General features: G+C 68.8%; 22 protein-coding genes. 18 read left to right on the top strand and 4 right to left on the bottom strand.

Translation table 11 applies throughout. The annotated features are described in order from the left end of the window. The first annotated feature begins 38 nt into the window (after positions 1-38). The 18 genes from QQZ13_RS00785 to QQZ13_RS00870 are packed head-to-tail and all read left to right on the top strand — an operon-like array spanning position 39 to position 13,249. Positions 39-578 carry a hypothetical protein gene (locus tag QQZ13_RS00785; RefSeq protein ID WP_284527226.1) on the top strand — a complete coding sequence of 180 codons (540 nt, stop codon included), beginning with the start codon at positions 39-41 and terminating at the stop codon, positions 576-578. Beyond that, the gene (locus QQZ13_RS00790) at positions 575-874 is read left to right on the top strand and encodes a hypothetical protein (protein ID WP_284527227.1); all 300 of its coding nucleotides are present in this window, start codon (positions 575-577) and stop codon (positions 872-874) included. Before QQZ13_RS00785 ends, QQZ13_RS00790 begins: the two co-directional genes overlap by 4 nt. Continuing rightward, positions 871-1,170, top strand: coding sequence for a hypothetical protein (locus tag QQZ13_RS00795; protein WP_284527228.1), 300 nt, complete (start codon positions 871-873; stop codon positions 1,168-1,170). Before QQZ13_RS00790 ends, QQZ13_RS00795 begins: the two co-directional genes overlap by 4 nt. Further along, positions 1,161-1,340 (top strand): hypothetical protein, encoded by a 180-nt coding sequence (locus QQZ13_RS00800; protein ID WP_284527229.1) that lies wholly within the window; start codon positions 1,161-1,163, stop codon positions 1,338-1,340. The genes QQZ13_RS00795 and QQZ13_RS00800 overlap by 10 nt, the downstream gene beginning before the upstream one ends. Next, the gene (locus tag QQZ13_RS00805; protein ID WP_284527230.1) at positions 1,337-2,890 is read left to right on the top strand and encodes a hypothetical protein; all 1,554 of its coding nucleotides are present in this window, start codon (positions 1,337-1,339) and stop codon (positions 2,888-2,890) included. Before QQZ13_RS00800 ends, QQZ13_RS00805 begins: the two co-directional genes overlap by 4 nt. Before the next feature lie 53 nt (positions 2,891-2,943). Continuing rightward, a complete protein-coding gene (locus QQZ13_RS00810; RefSeq protein ID WP_284527231.1) occupies positions 2,944-3,987 on the top strand; it encodes a hypothetical protein in 1,044 nt (347 codons plus the stop codon). A 3-nt stretch (positions 3,988-3,990) separates the two neighbouring features. After that, positions 3,991-5,748 carry a hypothetical protein gene (locus QQZ13_RS00815; protein WP_284527232.1) on the top strand — a complete coding sequence of 586 codons (1,758 nt, stop codon included), beginning with the start codon at positions 3,991-3,993 and terminating at the stop codon, positions 5,746-5,748. 2 nt (positions 5,749-5,750) lie between these two features. Beyond that, entirely contained in the window at positions 5,751-6,188 is a 438-nt protein-coding gene (locus QQZ13_RS00820) for a hypothetical protein (RefSeq protein WP_284527233.1), read from the top strand. After that, positions 6,178-6,594, top strand: a complete 417-nt coding sequence (locus QQZ13_RS00825; RefSeq protein ID WP_284527234.1) for a hypothetical protein — start codon at positions 6,178-6,180, stop codon at positions 6,592-6,594. Before QQZ13_RS00820 ends, QQZ13_RS00825 begins: the two co-directional genes overlap by 11 nt. Then, on the top strand, positions 6,587-6,985 hold the full coding sequence (locus QQZ13_RS00830) for a hypothetical protein (RefSeq protein WP_284527235.1): 399 nt from the start codon (positions 6,587-6,589) through the stop codon (positions 6,983-6,985). The genes QQZ13_RS00825 and QQZ13_RS00830 overlap by 8 nt, the downstream gene beginning before the upstream one ends. Positions 6,986-6,988: 3 nt before the next feature. Further along, entirely contained in the window at positions 6,989-7,510 is a 522-nt protein-coding gene (locus QQZ13_RS00835) for a hypothetical protein (protein ID WP_284527236.1), read from the top strand. Further along, positions 7,511-8,860, top strand: coding sequence for a hypothetical protein (locus QQZ13_RS00840; protein WP_284527237.1), 1,350 nt, complete (start codon positions 7,511-7,513; stop codon positions 8,858-8,860). Then, positions 8,857-9,213 carry a hypothetical protein gene (locus QQZ13_RS00845; RefSeq protein WP_284527238.1) on the top strand — a complete coding sequence of 119 codons (357 nt, stop codon included), beginning with the start codon at positions 8,857-8,859 and terminating at the stop codon, positions 9,211-9,213. Before QQZ13_RS00840 ends, QQZ13_RS00845 begins: the two co-directional genes overlap by 4 nt. Next, positions 9,210-11,462 (top strand): hypothetical protein, encoded by a 2,253-nt coding sequence (locus QQZ13_RS00850; protein ID WP_284527239.1) that lies wholly within the window; start codon positions 9,210-9,212, stop codon positions 11,460-11,462. Before QQZ13_RS00845 ends, QQZ13_RS00850 begins: the two co-directional genes overlap by 4 nt. 1 nt (position 11,463) lies before the next feature. Then, positions 11,464-12,309 (top strand): tail fiber domain-containing protein, encoded by an 846-nt coding sequence (locus QQZ13_RS00855; protein ID WP_284527240.1) that lies wholly within the window; start codon positions 11,464-11,466, stop codon positions 12,307-12,309. A gap of 2 nt (positions 12,310-12,311) precedes the next feature. Next, positions 12,312-12,755: a hypothetical protein gene (locus QQZ13_RS00860; protein WP_284527241.1), complete on the top strand. Its 444-nt coding sequence runs from the start codon at positions 12,312-12,314 to the stop codon at positions 12,753-12,755. Continuing rightward, positions 12,755-13,048: a hypothetical protein gene (locus tag QQZ13_RS00865; RefSeq protein WP_284527242.1), complete on the top strand. Its 294-nt coding sequence runs from the start codon at positions 12,755-12,757 to the stop codon at positions 13,046-13,048. The genes QQZ13_RS00860 and QQZ13_RS00865 overlap by 1 nt, the downstream gene beginning before the upstream one ends. A 12-nt stretch (positions 13,049-13,060) precedes the next feature. Continuing rightward, positions 13,061-13,249: a hypothetical protein gene (locus tag QQZ13_RS00870; protein WP_284527243.1), complete on the top strand. Its 189-nt coding sequence runs from the start codon at positions 13,061-13,063 to the stop codon at positions 13,247-13,249. Between the two features lie 7 nt (positions 13,250-13,256). Here the strand turns inward: QQZ13_RS00870 and QQZ13_RS00875 are convergent, their stop codons facing one another. From QQZ13_RS00875 to QQZ13_RS00890, 4 genes are all read right to left on the bottom strand, one after another. Continuing rightward, entirely contained in the window at positions 13,257-13,469 is a 213-nt protein-coding gene (locus QQZ13_RS00875; protein WP_284527244.1) for a hypothetical protein, read from the bottom strand. A gap of 2 nt (positions 13,470-13,471) precedes the next feature. Then, the gene (locus QQZ13_RS00880; RefSeq protein WP_284527245.1) at positions 13,472-13,702 is read right to left on the bottom strand and encodes a hypothetical protein; all 231 of its coding nucleotides are present in this window, start codon (positions 13,700-13,702) and stop codon (positions 13,472-13,474) included. A gap of 43 nt (positions 13,703-13,745) precedes the next feature. Beyond that, positions 13,746-14,276 (bottom strand): hypothetical protein, encoded by a 531-nt coding sequence (locus QQZ13_RS00885; protein ID WP_284527246.1) that lies wholly within the window; start codon positions 14,274-14,276, stop codon positions 13,746-13,748. Between the two features lie 234 nt (positions 14,277-14,510). After that, a complete protein-coding gene (locus tag QQZ13_RS00890) occupies positions 14,511-17,510 on the bottom strand; it encodes a bifunctional [glutamine synthetase] adenylyltransferase/[glutamine synthetase]-adenylyl-L-tyrosine phosphorylase (RefSeq protein WP_284527247.1) in 3,000 nt (999 codons plus the stop codon). Between the last annotated feature and the right edge of the window lie 6 nt (positions 17,511-17,516).

The following is a 17,516-nucleotide window of genomic DNA, read 5'->3' on the forward strand; positions in this document are numbered from 1 at the left end:
CTCGACTCGTAGGACAGGCATTCGCATACCGCGCCGCGGTGCCTGTCCTACACCCCACCGAGTTCGAGCTCCTCGTGTTCATGTGCCTCACCGCCCTCGACGCCGACAACCCGCCCAGATACTTCGACAGCCGCGAAGCTCAGGCGCTCGCCCTCGGACGGATCGTGCCCGACCCGGTCGACCCTGACGACGAGACGTACGACGACGTCGAGCGCCAGCGCACGGCGGCCTTCCAACGCGTGAAGGTCGCCGTGCGCGGGCTCGTCGCGCTCCGCGCCATCCACCGCGACCGAGCGGGCGGAAACGGACGCCGGGCGACGTACTCCATCACCCTCAACGCGCTCGCAACGCAGAGCACACCCGAGTACCGGAAGCGGGTGCGCAGGGGTACGTCCGGCGACTCTCCCAGGGGTACGTCGAACGACCTGGTTGGGGTACGTCGAACGTACGAGTTGGGGGACGCCGAACGTACCCCCTATGAGAAAGGAGGAGTCATAGGAGCCACAGCAGGAACTAACGCGCTCAACGGGACCACCTCACTAGGGCCTGTGGATAACTCCGAACGGGCTGCATCATGATCTACGTCGAGAACCCTGGGGACGGCGGCTCGGCGATCTGGGCATGCTCCACATGTGACCGTGGCGCGTGGTGCTCCGACCACAGCGCCGCGCTGCTCGAAGCCCGCCTCCATGGGGTCGGGTGTACAGACACCATCCATGTGCTCTACACGCCCGGCCCCAAACCCAACGACAAGCGCGACCGCCGCATCCGCCGCCTCCGCGCCCAGGGGCTCACCGTCCGCGCGATCGCCGCGACCGTGAACCTCTCCACCGCCGGCGTCATCAAGTCGCTCAAGAGGACGGAGAACGCATGACCACCAAGCACTCATCCCCCGAATGGCGACGCACCACACGCCACGTCCGCGCCCAAGTCCGCAAGGCATGGGAGCGAGGAGACGACGTCACCTGCTGGCGACACGGCCACCTCATCCCCGAGGGCGCACCCTACGACGTCGGCCACATCACCCGCCACGGCGGCGAAGGACTCGACAACGCCGCACCCGAATGCCGACGAGGGAACCGCAGCCACGGCGGACGCATCGGAGCCACCATCACCAACCAGCGCCGAGGCGCACGCACGACAGGACTGATCAAACCGACATGGGCATGAAGACGCAGCACGGTGTAACCTACACGCCGCTGAAGGCTCGGACGCCGAAGAAGGACTCGGGCGCTGTCCGCAAGAGCGAGCGCGTTTTTCTAGGAGACGGCCGAGCAACCCCCGCCTTCGGCTCCAGCTCCGATCTCTCTCCCCGCATCGCGAAGGACGACGCGTCGTGACGCTGCCCGAGGCCGTCCAGGCCCACCACCTCCTCGACGAGGACGCGTGGATCGCGTTCCGTGACGCGGGGATCGCGCCGCTCCACGAGTCTGAGTTGGTGACGTCCGAGGAAGCGCGCGCGGAGTTCCTGGTCGGTGCGTGGCTCCTCGGACTCCTCAGCACGATCCAGCCGCAGATGCTCCGCGTCGTCGACATGCTGACCGCCGGCAAGATGATGAACGCCGTCATCATGCCCCGGCGGTCCTCGAAGACGACGACCCTGTTCTGCATCCTCCTGGGGCGGTGCTACCTGCGGCCGGTGCACCTCGCCGGGTTCACGCTCCTCACGACGCAGAAGAAGACCGCGGAGCGCTACAGGCTCGACGTGTACGGGCCGATCTACCGGGCGTGGCCGGCGGCCGCGGAGAGGGAGGCGTTCACGAAGGGAGCGCCCGTCAAGCTCGTGAAGAGCAACGGTGGCGAGCGAGTCGAGTTCAAGAACGGGTCCGTCCTCGCCGCCCTGTCCCCCGATGGCGACGCGATCCGGTCCGGCGCGTACGACACCCTGCTCCTCGACGAGTCCGGCGAGGCGACCCCTGAACGCTGGGAGGACGTGATCGGCGCAGTGATCCCCTCGTTCGACACACGCCCCGAGGGGCAGCTGATCCTCGCCGGCACGGCAGGTGACTACCGCGGCGGGTCCGAGTTCTGGGACACCCTGAACGACCCCGACGCGGGCGTGATCCGGTACACCATCCCCGACGACACGGACCCCGAGGAGCTCGAGGCGTGGGAGCCGGACGAGGAGCACCCGATCGCGCGGGTGCGGGAGCTCGTCGAGGCGATGCACCCGGGCCTGTTCGGGCTGACCACCTCCGACAGGATCGCGAACTCGTTCAAGCGCCTCGGCGTGAAGAAGTTCATCCGCGAGTACCTTGGCCTGTTCGGGGAGGAGGGCGGTGGCACCACCCTGATCTCGCAGCCGAAGTGGACCGGCACGCGGCTCGACGAGACCGCAGCGAGCGTCGCCCTTCCCGCGGTGCTGGCCCTTGCGATCGCGATCGACCCGGACGGCCGGTGGTGCTCGCTCGCCGCCGCGTGGAAGGGCACCGGCGACAAGCGGCACGTCGCCCTTCTCGAGCATCAGTCCGGCGTCCACGGCTTCGGGGCCAAGGTGGCACGCATCTCCCGCAAGCTGAACCGCCGCGTCATCTACGACCCGGGCCGCGCCACGGAGAACGTAGAGATCACCGCCCTCCGTGCCGCGCGCCCGCCGATCCGTGTGCGCCCCCTCCTCCGCAACGACATCCCCCGCGCCGCGGTCCTCTTCATGAAGACCCTCAGCGCCGAGAACCTCGTCCACTACACCGGACAGGATCAGCTCGACGGGGCCGCGGAGATCGCAGTGCGGCGTGCGTTCGGCGTCTCGGGGGCGTGGGCGTTCGGACGGCCCGACGAGAAGAACCGTCCGGAGGACGACATCACCCCGCTAGAGGCGGCGTCCCGCGCATTGTTCGCGCTCGACGACGAACGGCCCGCCACGACCGGCCTCGGCATCACCGGTGTGTAGCACAATGCTCAGCGGTAACCGTTACCACTGAGCACACTGAGAAGCTTCCCTCGATGGGACTCTTCTCCAGGCAGATCAAGACGACGTACGCGCAGCGGCCGTCGCTCCCGACCATGCCCGCCACGCCCTTCGATCCGCAGGACAGCCTCCTGCCCGCGATCGTCGGGGAGATCTTCGGCGTCGACACGGAAGCCGTCACGCGAGAAATCGCGATGCGCGTACCCGGCCTGAAGCGCGCGGTCCAGGTCCACGCCTCCATCGTCTCCGCGATGCCGCTCGTCGCCTACCGGAAGGGCGTCCCCCTCGACCCGCAGCCGGAGTGGCTGCAGAACACCCAGAGCGGCATCGCCCCGTCCATCCGCACAAAGGGTCTGGTAACAGACCTCGTCCTCGAAGGGTGGGCGCTCCTCGGCTGTCAACTCGACGACAACGAGCGCATCATCGACGCGATCCACATCCCCCGCAACATGTGGAAATTCGACTCCGACGGCTACGTGTCCATCGAACGATTCGTCGACCCGCGCTACCTCAAGCGACTCATCCCCATTCCCCTCGGCACCAACGGAGTTCTCGTCGACGGCGTCGACACCATCCGCCAGGCACGAGCCCTCGACCTCGCCCGCACCAACCGACTGCAGGCACCCCCCGCCGGCACCGAGCTCCACATCACCGACGAGAGCTACAACGGCGACGAGGACGAGAAGAAGAAGCTCGCCCAGGGCTACGCGGAGACGCGGCGCAAGTTCAGCGTCAGCGTCACCCCCTCCAACGTGGAGGTCAAGGAGCACGGCGACAAGGCGGTCGACCTCTTCGACTCCGCCACCAACAGCATCCGCCTCGACATCGCCAACCATGCCGGTGTGCCCGCGGCGATCATCGAGGGCGCCCGCTCCGGCTCCGGTGGCGACATGACGTACACGGGCAAGGGCGACGCCCGCAGCGAGCTCTACGACCTCGGCTCCCGCGACTACGCGGACGCGATCGCCGCTCGACTCTCCCTCGACGACGTCTCTGAGCCCGGCGTGTACATCGCGTTCGACCGGTCCGACGCGTTCTCCGTACCCACACCCGTCACCCCGCCCGTCCTGGAGGACTGACCCATGGACCACGTCATCATCGACGCCGGAACCCTCGAGTTCAACGAGGAGGACCTCACCGCCACGGGCCTCCTCATCCCCTACGGTGTCGCCGCCCGCTCCAACCTCGGCACGTTCACGTTCGCCGCCGGCGACATCACCATCCCGACCGACCTGACGGGCATGTCCCTGAACCTCGACCACAAGCGCGAGGACGTCGTAGGCGGCTTCACGAAGGCGTGGGAGCAGCCCGAGCAGGGCGTCATGGCCACGTTCAAGTACCGCGACACCCCCGAGGGCCGCGCCGCGTTCACGGAGGGCAAGGAAGGCAAGCGCCGCCACCTCTCCGCGGAGGTCGCGAAGGTCCGCATCCAGGCCGGCAAGGCACTCCCGGGAGCGATCCTGTTCGCCGCGTCCCAGGTCGAGAAGCCTGCGTTCGAGGGGGCGACCCTCCTGGCCGCCGAGGACACCGCCGTCCCCATGTCGGCGGACGGAATCGCCGAAGCGCTCGACCACCATCCGGTGGATGGCCACCTGAACCTCGCGGTCTCGGAGATCCCCAACCACATCACGGTGACGACGCCGACCGGCGACGCCGCGACCTACACCCCCGACGCCGCCCCGGCCGAGGACAACCCAGAAGGAGGGTCCACTGTGACCGCTACCGCAACCGAGCCGGGGCAGACTCCGGCACCCGCCGCCGCCCCCGGCACCCTGCTCGCCACGAACGGCACCCCCGTCGAGGCGATCGAGAAGGCGTACGAGCTCGGCTCGATCTTCGCCGCGATGCACACGCTCCGCACTCCCGGCGATCTGTCCGGCAAGCGGGCGGAGGCGGAGACACTGCTCGCAGCCCTCTCCGACATCAAGCTCAACACGACCGGTGGTCTCACGACCGCGACCGGTGGCGTCATCCCGCCCGCGTGGGTCGGAAAGGTCTGGCAGGGCAAGAAGTACCAGCGCAAGTTCCTGGACCTCGCGACGCACCTGTTCGGCGGGATCAACGCCACCGGGCGCAAGGGCTTCAAGATCGACCAGGGCACCGCCCTCGTCAAGCACTGGAGCGGCAACAAGACCGAGCTGCCGACCGGATCGGCGAGCACCTCGGTCATCGCCGCGACCCGTCGCCAGTACGGCTACGCCGCCGACATCGCCCGCGAGTTCTTCGACCTCGAGGGCGGGGAGGAGATCGTCGAAGCCTTCATCCAGGGCGTGGTCGACTCCTACGCGGAGATCACCGACATCGACGCGCTGACGGACATCATCGGCCTCGCGTCCGGCTCGATCAACCTGACCACCGGTGTGATCACCGCCGACGGCTCGCGCATCCTGCCGCCCGAGACCGACTACCCGGCTGAGTACCCGGCCGCGATGGCGCTCGTGATCGAAGCGATCGACGCTGTCACCGACGCGAACGACGACCCAGGTTTCGTCCTCGTCAACCGCGCCGCGTGGCGTCAGCTGCGATTCACGCCGAAGGATCTCGTCCCCGAGTACGTGACCTTCGCGGTGAAGGGCACGGGCGACGCGAACGCCGACAACGTCATCGTCAAGCGGGCACCCGACGCACAGTTCGCCGACGCCGGTTTCGACAACGCCAACCCTGCCGTGGTCGCCGGCGCGAAGAGCGCGATCGAGTTCCGCGAACTCGGCGAGACCCCGATCCAGCTCGACGCTCTCGACATCGCCCGCGGTGGCGTCGACAAGGCGGTCGTCGGATACATGGAGACCTTCCCGATCCGCCCGGAGGCGATGGTCGCCTACGGCACCGAAGCAGCCTGACGATGAGCACGAGCCCCTGGTACACCGCGGCCCCCGGCCCCGGCCAAACCCGCCTCCTGGCGGCGTGGCCGGGGGCCGACTCGCTCGTGAACCCCGAGCTCGTCGGGATGCTCCTCGACGTCGCGAAGGAACAGGTGCTCGCGTTCGCCCCCGCCCTGGAGCCCGCCGCCCAGGTCCGGACACTGCTGGAAGACCTCGGGGTCGAGGAGGCGTCCATCACTGCGGTGATCACCCTCCTCGACTTCGAGGACAACCCCAGCGACCCACCCACCCGCTACGCGTACGCGCAGCTGCGGCAGGCGCAGACCCTGTGGGCGGCAGGCGAAGCAGACGAGAACGGGAACATCGGAACCGAGGGGTTCAGCTACGTTCCCCGTCCGCTCGACAAGACCATCCGCGGGATCATCCGCCCGAAGTCAGGAACCGTGGATGTCTTCTGACTCGTACGCCCTCGCCACCGTCGGGCAACAGCTGGGTGAGAACCTGCGAGTCGCTATCCCTGACCTCGCGATCCCCATCCGTGACATCGACTCCGGGCCCGTGATGAACAAGCTCGTCGTCGAGATCACCTACCAGCAGGGGGACGTATCCGCCTTCTTCGACGGCCAGCGCCTGGCCCCCGGGTGGGTCGCGGTCGACTTCGAGCTTGGTCTCACGGCCCCCGAGCAGGACCTGACGAAGGCGAACGAGACGCTCCTGCAACACCTCCCCGCCCTCATCTCCGCACTCGACGCAGTCGACAACATCCAGTGGGACCGCGCCGCACGAGGCGTCGACGGCGGCGGTGCGTTCTACAAGCTCCCGATCACCATCTTCGCCACCACCAAGGAGACAGACAATGGCTGAGATCCCCGCCGCCCTGCGGCTCACCAAGGCGACCTTCGCGCTCGGCAGCGACGCGTACACGCAGCACGTCGCGTCGTACGAGTTCACCCCGAACACCCCGACCACGACCTTCACCGACATCAGCGGCACCGTCCACAAGTTCGCCGCGGACGAGTCCGACTGGACGCTGAACCTCAGCCTCGGCCAGGACTTCAGCTCCACCGGTCTCGCGAAGTACATGCTCGACCACGCCGGCGACGACGTCGACGTGACGATCGTGGACGGCCCCGCGACGTGGACGGCGACGGTCACGTGCCTCCCGCCGAACATCGGCGGCGCGGGCGCGTCGGTCAACCAGTCCCGGATCGCGCTTCCCTCGACGAAGCCCGAGTGGGCTGCGACCACGCCGTAATCCATGGCTCGAGGCGGAGGGTCGATCAGTCTGCTCGTGGAGAGCCCCCTGCAGGACGTTGCGCGCGCCCTGCGGGTCCTCCCGAGGGACGTTCGCGCGCAGATCAATCAGCACACGAAGGACGCCGCTAACCCGATCTGGTTCGAGGAGACACGCCACCGCGCGGCCACCAGGATCAAGCAGCGCGTTCTCGTGAACACCGCCCGGGTCAGCGTCACGTCCCGGAACGTCATCCTCAAGGCCGGTACACCGGCCCCCGTCCTGCATGGGAAGAAGGCGCGCGGCCGCAACGCCGACGCGATCACGCAGGCGGCCGAGTTCGGTGGCGGCGCGAACAAGGTCATCGTCTCCCGAACCGCCGGCGGCACCGCCTACCGTCGGCGGTTCGGGGCCCCGTTCGGACCGCCCTACCGCGGCGGGTCCGTGGTCTACCCGGCCGCACGAGACACCGTCCCCCGGTTCGCGTCCCTGTGGCTCCAGACCACACGACGCACGATCCACGAGGCCCTGGAGGGGGTGAGCTAGGTGGCACGTAGAGGCGAGATCGAGATCCCCATCGCAGTCGATACCGGCGGGTTCGAGAAGGGCATCCGCAACGGTCTCATCGACCCGATCGAGGACGCGGAACGTGCCCTCGAAGAGCTCGGCAAGTCAGACCCGGGAAGCGAGCTCGAGCGCGACCTGAAGAAGGCGGAAGACGCCCTCGACGACATCGCCGACACCGACGTCGGGCGCGACCTCGACCGGGAGATGAAGCGCGCCCAGGACGCCACCGAGGACCTCGATGACGAGCTCGACCGTGCACGGAAGGGACTCGACAAGCTCGGGTACGCGGCCCGCGATGCCGGAGACGACGGCGCGAAGGGCATGGGCAAGATCAAGGCCGGTGCCGACGAAGTCACCAACGAGGGCTTCGCGAACGCCGCGGAGGCGGTCTCCTCGTTCCGCGGCGACATCACCGACCTCGGCCAGATCGGGCAGGACACCCTCGGCGGGCTCGCCGGCACCCTCGCAGGCGCGGGGCCCGCCGGGATCGTCGGGGCCATCGGGCTCGCCGCAGCGGCCGCCGGGTGGGGCCTCATCACCCAGAACCTCGAGGACCAGCAGGAGGACGCCGACAAGCTGCGGGAGCGTCTGGCCGGCGCGTACCAGGAGGCCGCCGAGGCAGGACGCGACTACCTCACCGTGTCCCAGTTCATCGCCGAATCGAACGACCTCATGTTCAACCCTGATCGCGCCGAGGAGTGGAAGCAGCTGCGGTCGGATGCTGTGGTCCTCCAACTCGACGAGGGCACCATCATCAAGGCGAACCTCGGCGACCTCACCGCTCAGGAGGTCGTGCGTTCCCAGATCGCGAAGAAGGTCCAGGAAGCGCGCGACGCGGACGTTGAGCTCGGCGACAAGCTCGAGTCGGGGGCACGGAAGTCCGCGCTCGCTGACATCGCCGACCGGTGGTCGCTGATCACCGACGAGACGGAGAAGAGCGCGGACGCCGCTCGCAACGCCGCGAAGGTCACGTCGGACTTCCTCCTCGACGCAGCACGCGAAGCGGGGACGGCGACGAGCGAGGTCGACAAGTTCGGGAACGAGCTCGTCCGCCTGCCGGACGGCACCGAGTTCGTCATCGACGCGAAGACCCAGCAAGCCCACCAGGACATGGACCGGTTCTACGGCGACGTGGACGGGAAGATCGACCGCCTCAACAAGAAGGACATCGATCTGCGCGTCGGCGCGAAGGACCAGACCGGCGCGGTTCTCGGCGCGATCGTCGGGAAGATCAACGGCACTAAGGCGTACATCACCATCGGCGCGAGGGCGGGCGCTGGCATCGGCGGTGCCATCGGCACCACGATCGGCAGGAGCCAGCGCGGATGACGACGATCACCGCCGTCACCAGCGGCAACACCACCACCCCCCTCGCGGTCGACGGGTACGAGGCAGAGCGCGAGTCGCGGAACATCATCCACGATCTGCTCAGCGGCAACGTGGCCGTCACCCTCATCAGCCCGCGACCGCGCGCCGGCACGCTGCAGCTGATGTACACCGCGCACAGCGACGCGTTCGCGGCTTTCAACCTGCACGCCGAGGAGACCGTCTTCACCATCACCAACCCCGACGTCACCAACGTGGGGATGTCGTACGTGGTCCGCGATGGGATCGGCATCCGCCAGGACGACACCCGCGCCGGGTGGATCGTGTCGGTCGACTTCCAGGAGGTGACCGCATGACGAGCCCCATCAGCCGCCCGTGGGCTACCGCCACCGTCAATGGTGTCTGGGCGGGCGACAAGATCACCGGCGGCTCTGTCCTCCTCGACGCGATGCAGGTCCCGTACGGACAGGCGCGCATTGTCCTCCCCATCACGAACACCATCGACATCGAGGAGAAGCTCGACCCTCGAGACACGATACGAGCGCAGATCAACGTCGGCGACGACTACGACGGTGACGGTAGCGACGAGATGGGCGAGGCCCGGTGGTTCGACCTCGGCGTCCGAAGCCGGATCGTCGACCACAAGGAGAAGACGGTCGAGGTTGTCCTCGCGACCGACGAGGCGCTCCTCCTCGACTATTCCCCGCTCGCGGACACGACCGAAGCGCGCAGCTATGAGACGAGCCTCCGCGCTCTGTGCAACTACGTCCTCCGTACCGCCATCGCCCCCCTCCGACAGAACCTCGCCCAGAACCCTCACCCCATCTCCAGCGGCACCGCACCGGACTGGGTTCCTCGGTACAGCTGGACGCGGTCGTTCGACGGGACCGACGCGATCTTCACAGCCCCCTCCGCGCAGGACTCCCTCGGCCGAGGGTTCGACATCAGAGGCAACGTCGAGGCAGCGACCCCGGGCACCGCAAGCCCGTGGAGCACCCTGCCCGTCAAGGCGGGCGTCCCGGTCACCCTCGCCGTCACGGTGAGAGCCAGCAAGACGCTCTCGGCGACGCTCAGCGCACGTCTCCACAACGGGGCGGGCGGATGGCTGTCCCCGATCCAGGTGGGCAGCGCACACACCGTCGCCGCGGGTGGCACTCGCCTCTTCGTCACGTTCACGCCCGCCGTCGATGGATACCTCGTCGCCTCGGTGCGCGCTGCCACCGGCGTCGCCCTGGCCGCAGGCGACACCGTCCGCGGGCGACTGCTCATCATCGAACCCGGCGCGAACGACGAGCCCCCCTACTTCGACGGCGACACCGGCCCGGAGACCTCCTGGACCGGCACGGCGGGACTGTCCACGAGCCGCCTCAACGCCGCTCTTGCCACAGACCCCACCATCGACAAGGACGTCACCGCGTACTGGGAGGTGACCAACGAGTTCACCAACCCGGCCCCATCCTCCGCTATCGGATACACCGCCGCGACCGGGACCTCCGCCGTCGCTACCGCGACCTTCGCCTCACGCAACTCCATTCGCTGGACCACGTCCGGCACGACCGGCTCATACGTCGCGGTCGCGAGCGGGTTCACCGTCACACCCGGCCGCCAGTACAAGCTCATCGGCGAGCTCGGCTCGTCCGTCTCACGCGCAGTCGGCTTCATGGTCCGGTGGATCGACGGGAACGGAGCGACCGTCCGCGACACGACGACCACGACCGTCAACACCACCACCTCCACGTGGACCCGACACTCCGTCACCGTCACCGCACCCCGCACCGCCGTGAAGGCGAACATCTACCTCGTGTCCGCGGTGAACACCTCCGGACAGTTCCACTACGCCTCCCGGCTGATGTGGTACGAGGGCACCGAGACGATCGCCTACTTCGACGGGTCGACCAGCACGCCCACGACCTACACCTACGCGTGGGGCGACGTGGCGAACGCGTCAGCATCGACCCGCACCCCCGTCGCGGAGCGCGACCCCGACCTGTTCCGGTGGCCGGCCGGGACCAGCGCGTGGGACTTCCTCGACCCGTTCACCGCGTCCACCGGGATGCGTCTCTTCTGCGACGAGACCCGCACCTGGCGACTCATCGACCCGTCGCTCTACTCCGTCCCGGACGTGCTCACCCTGTCCCCCGACTCCTCCACCAGTGGAGTCGACACCATCGGCCTCGGAGACCCGGAAGTCTTCTGCACCGCCGTCTCCGTCGTCTACACGTGGACCGACTACTGGGGCATCAGCCGCACACGAACCGACTCCGCAGGCACAGGCGGACTGACCCTCCGCGTCGAGATCAACCGGCCCTACCCCGGCCCCGGTGTCGCGGCATGGATGCTCGCCCGCCGGCAGGGCCAAGGCCGCCAGCAGGAAGTGACCGCCCTCGCCAAGTACCTGGCCACCAAGCCCGCGATGCAGGTCTCGATCAGCCTCCCCGGCACCGTCGACCAACTCGGGCAGCTGGAGGCCGTCGAGTGGGGCCTCACGGACGGCCTCATGAACGTCAAGACCCGAGCCCTCACCGACGTGATCCCCGGGTCCTGGATGGCACAGACCGCCGCCTGGAACACGATCACCCCAACCCTCGAATGGGAGGACGCCTGACATGGCTACTGGAGACGCTGCAGCCGCCGCAGGGATGGACCTGGTCCCGCAGACCGGGCTCGTCAAAGACGGCGCGACCGAGATCAACAAGACCCGCGACTACATCGCGAGCAATACCGCTGACATCGCCGCAGCGACCGGCAACGGGTCAGGGGCGGGAACCAACAAGCTCGCCCGGTTCGGAGCCAGCGGGAACCTCGCCGGCGCGGACCCGACGGCTGGAGCACACTTCACCACCAAGCAGTGGGTCGAAGCGCTCGGCGACGCCGCCGCCACCCCCAATGCATTCATGAAGCGGAACGCATCCGGGCAGGTCGCCGTGGCAACCCCCACCCTGGGAGGCCACGCCGCAACGAAGGCCTACCACGACGCGGGAGTCTTCCCCAACGACGTGTGGGCGGACGGCGAGATTGCCTGCGACGGCGGCTACTTCACGAACGGCCCCCTCCGGGCCGTCGCCGGTGTGCGATTCGACGGCGTCTACGGCAACGCGATCGGCGGCTCATACCGCAACCTGTACGTCTCCTCCACCGGCGAGCTCGGCTGGGTGTCCTCCTCGCGCCGCTACAAGAAGAACATCAAGGACTGGACCCCCGACCGCCAGGCGCTCCTCGCCATGCGCCTCGTCGAGTTCCAGTACAAGGTGGCCGTCGACACCCAGCGAACCGGCGCGATCGAGCACGGCCTCATCGCCGAAGAACTCGACGAGCTCGGACTCGACTGGCTCGTCGACTACGCCGCCGATGGCACCCCCGAAGGTGTCCGCTACGACCGCCTCAGCCTCGCGCTCCTGTCCGTCGTGCAGGACCACGAGACCCGTATCCACCGCCTCGAAGAAGGAGCATGACCATGGCCAAGCCCAAGTACTTCTGGGAGTATCCGATCAGCGGCGACACGGCCGCTCACGCCCGCCGCGGCGTCGGCCCCGCCACCGACTTCGCCTGCCCCACCGGAACCACGATCCACGCCCCGTTCACGGGCAGGGTGCGGCCCTTCCGCAACGAGGACGGCGGCCTCGGCGTCCGCCTCGTCGGCTCCCGATTCACGCTCGTCGTGCAGCACCTCTCCAACAACAGCCTGTACCGGCTCAACACCCGCCGCCTCTGGCGCACCCGCATCGCGATCTCGGGACGCTCGGGCACCAACCCCGCCACGGGACGCGGGTACGACCCCCACGCGCACGCCTACATCGAGGACCACAAGACCGGCCGCCGGATGTCGTTCCTCGAGTGGCAGCGGATGCGCGGGCACAGGCTCGGCGCGAACGCACGCCGCTTCCTCGGGCTCAAGTAGTGGCGGGCGACCCCGCCGACGCGACCGCGCTCGCGGTCATCGCGTCGCGCCTGGACGACGTACGAGACGACATCTCCGGGCTGCGTTCCGACGTCACACGGTTCAGCACCCTTCACGTCACCCGGGGCGAATGGGAGCAACGCAACAACTACTCCGACACCCGGTTCGCCGGCCTCGGGCGAGAGATCGGAGACCTCCGCAGCGAACTCGGCTCGCGCCGCGCGCCGTGGTGGTCCGTTGCCGCCATCGTCATCGCCGGCGCATCAGCGCTCTTCACCATCCTCCAACCGTGAGAGAAGGAAACCATGCTCAGCAAGCACCCCCGCATCCGTCTCGGCCTCTACCTCGCGGCCGTCGCATGCAACTTCATCGCCCCGTTCGTCGCAGTGTCGAGCCCCGACTACGGGGCCGCCTTCATCACCGGCGCGGGGATCCTCAACGTCGCCGCTCTTGGCACGGCCGCCAGCAACATCCGGCAGCCGCACGAAGAGTAGCCGGACGTCACCGAGACCAATCGTTCCTACCGAGCTCTTCCGCGAGTGCGGCCTTCGAGTCCGCCTTCCGCTGCACCGCCGCCTGTGCCCCACCAGCTGCAACCCACACGGAGTGCGCACGCAACGCGTGGAGCACGGCGAAGCGGATCACGACGTACGAGAGCAGCAGCCCGAAGACCAGGGCGACGACGTTGACAAGGAGAACGGTGGCGGCGTCCATCGCTAGAGGACGCTGTCCATCGGGTCATAGTCATCGTCCGCGGTGTTGTCGGCTCCGCGGAGCTCCATCCAGGCGACCGATGTCCACGGCAGGTAGTACACGCGGTCGCTCGACTTGATCACCACGCCGTGCTCATCGTAGGAAAGAGCAAGGGCGGCGAATTCTTTGCCGACAACGGTCGAGATCAAGACCTCCGAGTTGCTTGAGAGGCGCGAGTCCAGGGCATTCTTCATGGGGCTGAGACTAGCCTCCCGCGTCCACCGCCGCCATGTTCTTTCATCGCGACCGACGCACCGGCGAGTCGGGGAGTGAATCGACCCACCGCAGAAGCTCCGCCGACGTGAAGAGCGGCCTGTTCCCGTAGTACCGGGGAACGAGCTCATTGCGGCGTACGGCGTTCTGGATCGACGACGGGCTAAGGCCCACGGCGATTGCGGCCTCTTGCACGTTGAAGGCGACTTTCTCGACGCCGAACGCGTTCCGCACCTCTTCGTGGATGATCGCCCGCAACTCGTTGGTGGTGTGGACGATGTGGACAGGCTCCACCGGCGTTGCGACTTCGTCGCCGCGCGGAACCTCCGGATGCGCTTCCAAGTACGCTTCGCGATCCTCCCACTTGCACGGGAGCTTGCTGCGACGCGTGTAGAACTCGTGCAGGGCTGGGGAGTCCGGGAACCGGATCCGGATCTCGGCGTCGTAGTGGCGGCCCGGGTCAATTATGAGCACGCGCTGGAGCGGATGGCTCTGGTTCCGCCGATACGCCCAGTACTCCTGCGCCTGGATACCCAGTCCGTGTCCTGCCGGCATGCGGACGAGCCTAGCGCTCGGTCCGCACCTAGTCCGCAGAAATGCCATGAAAGTACCGGGTCAGCCAGCCTACTGGCGACGAGAAACGGCCGGTCAACAGGACATACCGGTAACCGGCGTGACTAGCCATGAAGGGCCGGGGGCTACGAGCTGTACTTCGGCGTCTGACGCACCTCACGACGAAGCCCCTCGGCCTGCGCCGGGGGGCTTCGTCGTCTGCGGCACGGCGGCGACTCAGCCGTAGAAGAGCTTCTCGAAGTCCCGGCGCGCGCGCCGTGCGGTGCGCAGCCACTCCTCCTCGACGAGCGTCGCGGACCGAGGCGGGTACTCCAGCACGCGTCCGATGCCGTCGAGCTTCCCGCGGTCGGTCGGAAGCAGATCGCTCGTCTGACCCGACAGCAGGGTGTTGGCCGAGCGCAGCCGACTCGCGAGACGCCAGCTGGCGGCGAGGCGCTCCGCGGCCGCATCGGGCACCAGTCCCGCCGCCCGCGCAGCCTCCAGTGCGCCGAGGGTCGAGGTGGTCCGAAGTCCTTCGAGACGGTGCCCGTGCTCGAGCTGGAGCAGCTGCACGAGCCACTCCACATCGCTCAGGCCACCCGGCCCGAGCTTCAGGTGACGCGAGCGGTCCACGCCCTGCGGAAGCCGCTCGTTCTCCACGCGTGCCTTGATGCGCTTGATCTCACGGAGGCCCTGCTGCTCGACCTGCGCGGGGAACCGCACCTCGTCGGCCAGAGTCATGAAGCGCCGGATCAGCTTCGTGCTGCCCGCGACGCCTCGCGCCCGCAGCAGAGCCTGGGCCTCCCACGACAACGACCAGCGCCGATAGTAGGCCTCGTACGCGTCGAAGGAGCGGGCAAGCGGACCGTTGCGGCCCTCGGGGCGCAGGTCCGCGTCGAGCTCGAAGGGCAGACGGTGATCCTCGGAGTAGGTGCGCAGGCCCGTCGCCAGCGCCACGGCGAGGCTGTGCGCCCGCTGCGGGTCGACGCCGTTCGCGTCGTACACGTACATGACATCGGCGTCCGACCCGAAGCCGAGCTCCGCCCCGCCGAAGCGTCCCATCGCGATGACCGCGAAGTCCAGGGCCTCGTCCGCAGCGGGAACGACCTCGCGGCGCACGGCGCGGAGCGTCGCCTGGATGGTGACCTCGCTGACGGTCGTGAGGCCCTGGGCGAGATCCTCGATGGTGACCGTGCCGACCACCGCCGCCAGGGCGAGGCGCAGCAGCTCGCGGCGACGCAGGGCGCGGACGGCGCTCATCGCATCGTCGATGGCGGTGTGCCGGGTCTGGATCGCGCGCGCCTCCTCCTGGAGGGCCACGCCCCGTCGGGGCTTCAGCTGCTCCTCCGAATCGAGCCAGGCGACCGACTCGGGGATCCACTCCATGAGCTCGCCGATGTAGCGGGAGCCGGAGAGGGCGCGGGTGAGCCGCTCCGCCGCTCCGGACGAGTCGCGGAGCATCCGCAGGAACCAGGGGGTGTCCCCCAGCCGCTCGCTGATGCGGCGGAAGGCGAGCAGACCGTAGTCCGGATCGACGCCGTCGGCGAACCAGCGGAGCATCACCGGCATGAGGTGGCGCGCGATGGTGGCCTTGCGGCTGAGACCGCTCGTCAGGGCGCCGATGTGGCGCAGTGCGCCCGACGGATCGCGGAATCCGATGGCAGCGAGCCGGTCGTGGGCCTGCTGCGGCGACAGCGCCTGCTCATCGGCCGGCAGCGCCGCCACGGCGGACAGCAGCGGCCGGTAGAACAGCCGGACGTGGATGTCGCGCACTTCGCGCTTGACGGACTCCCACAGTGCCCACACGGCGCTGCCCGAGTCGGCGAGACCCGACGACCGGGCGAGGATGCGGAGGCCCTCCGGCGTCGAGGGCATGAGGTGCGTGCGGCGGAGACCGGCCAGCTGGAGGCGGTGCTCGAGCACGCGCAGCGTCCGGTAGTGGTGGGAGAACGTCGCCGCTTCGCTCCGGCCGATGTAGCCCTGGGCGACGAGGGCGTCGATCGCCGGCAGCGTGCCCGTCTGGCGGATGCCGTCGTCCTGGAGCCCATGGACGAGCTGGAGCAGCTGCACCGTGAACTCGATGTCGCGGATGCCTCCCGGTCCCAGCTTCAACTGATACGGCACCTCGTCGGGCGGGATGTGCTCGGTGACCCGCTCGCGCATGCGCTGCACGCTGTCGACGAAGTTCTCCCGGGCGGCGGAGGTCCACACCTTCGGCTGGACCGCGGCGACATAGGTGGCGCCGAGCTCCGCGTCGCCGGCGATCGGGCGCGCCTTGAGCAGAGCCTGGAACTCCCAGCTCTTGGCCCATCGGTCGTAGTAGGACAGGTGCGAGTCCAGACTGCGCACGAGGGCACCCTGTTTCCCCTCGGGGCGGAGATTCGCATCCACCTCCCACAGCGGCGGCTCGATCTCCACGCCCGAGATGCCGCGCATCGTCTGCACCGCGAGGCGGGTCGCGATGTCGATCAACCGGCTTTCGCCGTACTGCGCGACCGCTTCGTCGTCGCCGCCCCCGACGAAGATGACGTCGACGTCGCTCACATAGTTGAGCTCGCGCGCGCCGGTCTTCCCCATCCCGATGATGGCCAGCCGTGCGGCGGCGACCTGGTCGCGCGGGAACAGCCCCGCGCCGGCTCCGCCTGTGGACACGCGCGTGCGGGCGACGCTGAGCGACGCCTCCAGCGCGGCGCCCGCCGCGTCGGCCAGTGCCGCCGCGACCGGTGCCAGCACGGCCGTGGCGTCCGGTGCGGACAGGTCGACGGCGGCGATGCGGGCGACCAGGCGGCGATACCTCACCCGCAGGGCGACCCACGCGGACTCGTCGCCGCTCGCGGCGAATCCGTCGGCGTCGGCCCCGACCGCGTCGAGCAGCTCGGCACGCAGCTCGTCCGCCGTCGGCAGGGCGCTGCCCGGCTCGACGAGGAAGGAGAGCTCCTCGGGGTGCCGCAGGTAGAAGTCGGCGAACCCCGCGGAGGCTCCGAGCAGGGCCCACAGCGTCGCCGGATGGTGCCGCATGGCAGCGGCGACGTCGTCGGAGCGGCGTCGCGCGATGCGCACCAGCGCGGCCAGGGCGCCATCGGGATCGGCAGCGCGCTCGGCGTGCGCGGTCAGCGTGGCGCGGTCGACCCCGATCAGTCCCGAGAGCTCGTCGAGCAGCTCGTTCGTCTCGTGCAGATCACCGAACCCCGCGCGGGCGAGACCGGTGAGCGTGCCGGACCGCGGGCTCGCCGACATGACGGG

Origin of the sequence: Microbacterium sp. T2.11-28, assembly GCF_950097975.1 — a bacterium.
GTDB lineage: Bacteria > Actinomycetota > Actinomycetes > Actinomycetales > Microbacteriaceae > Microbacterium.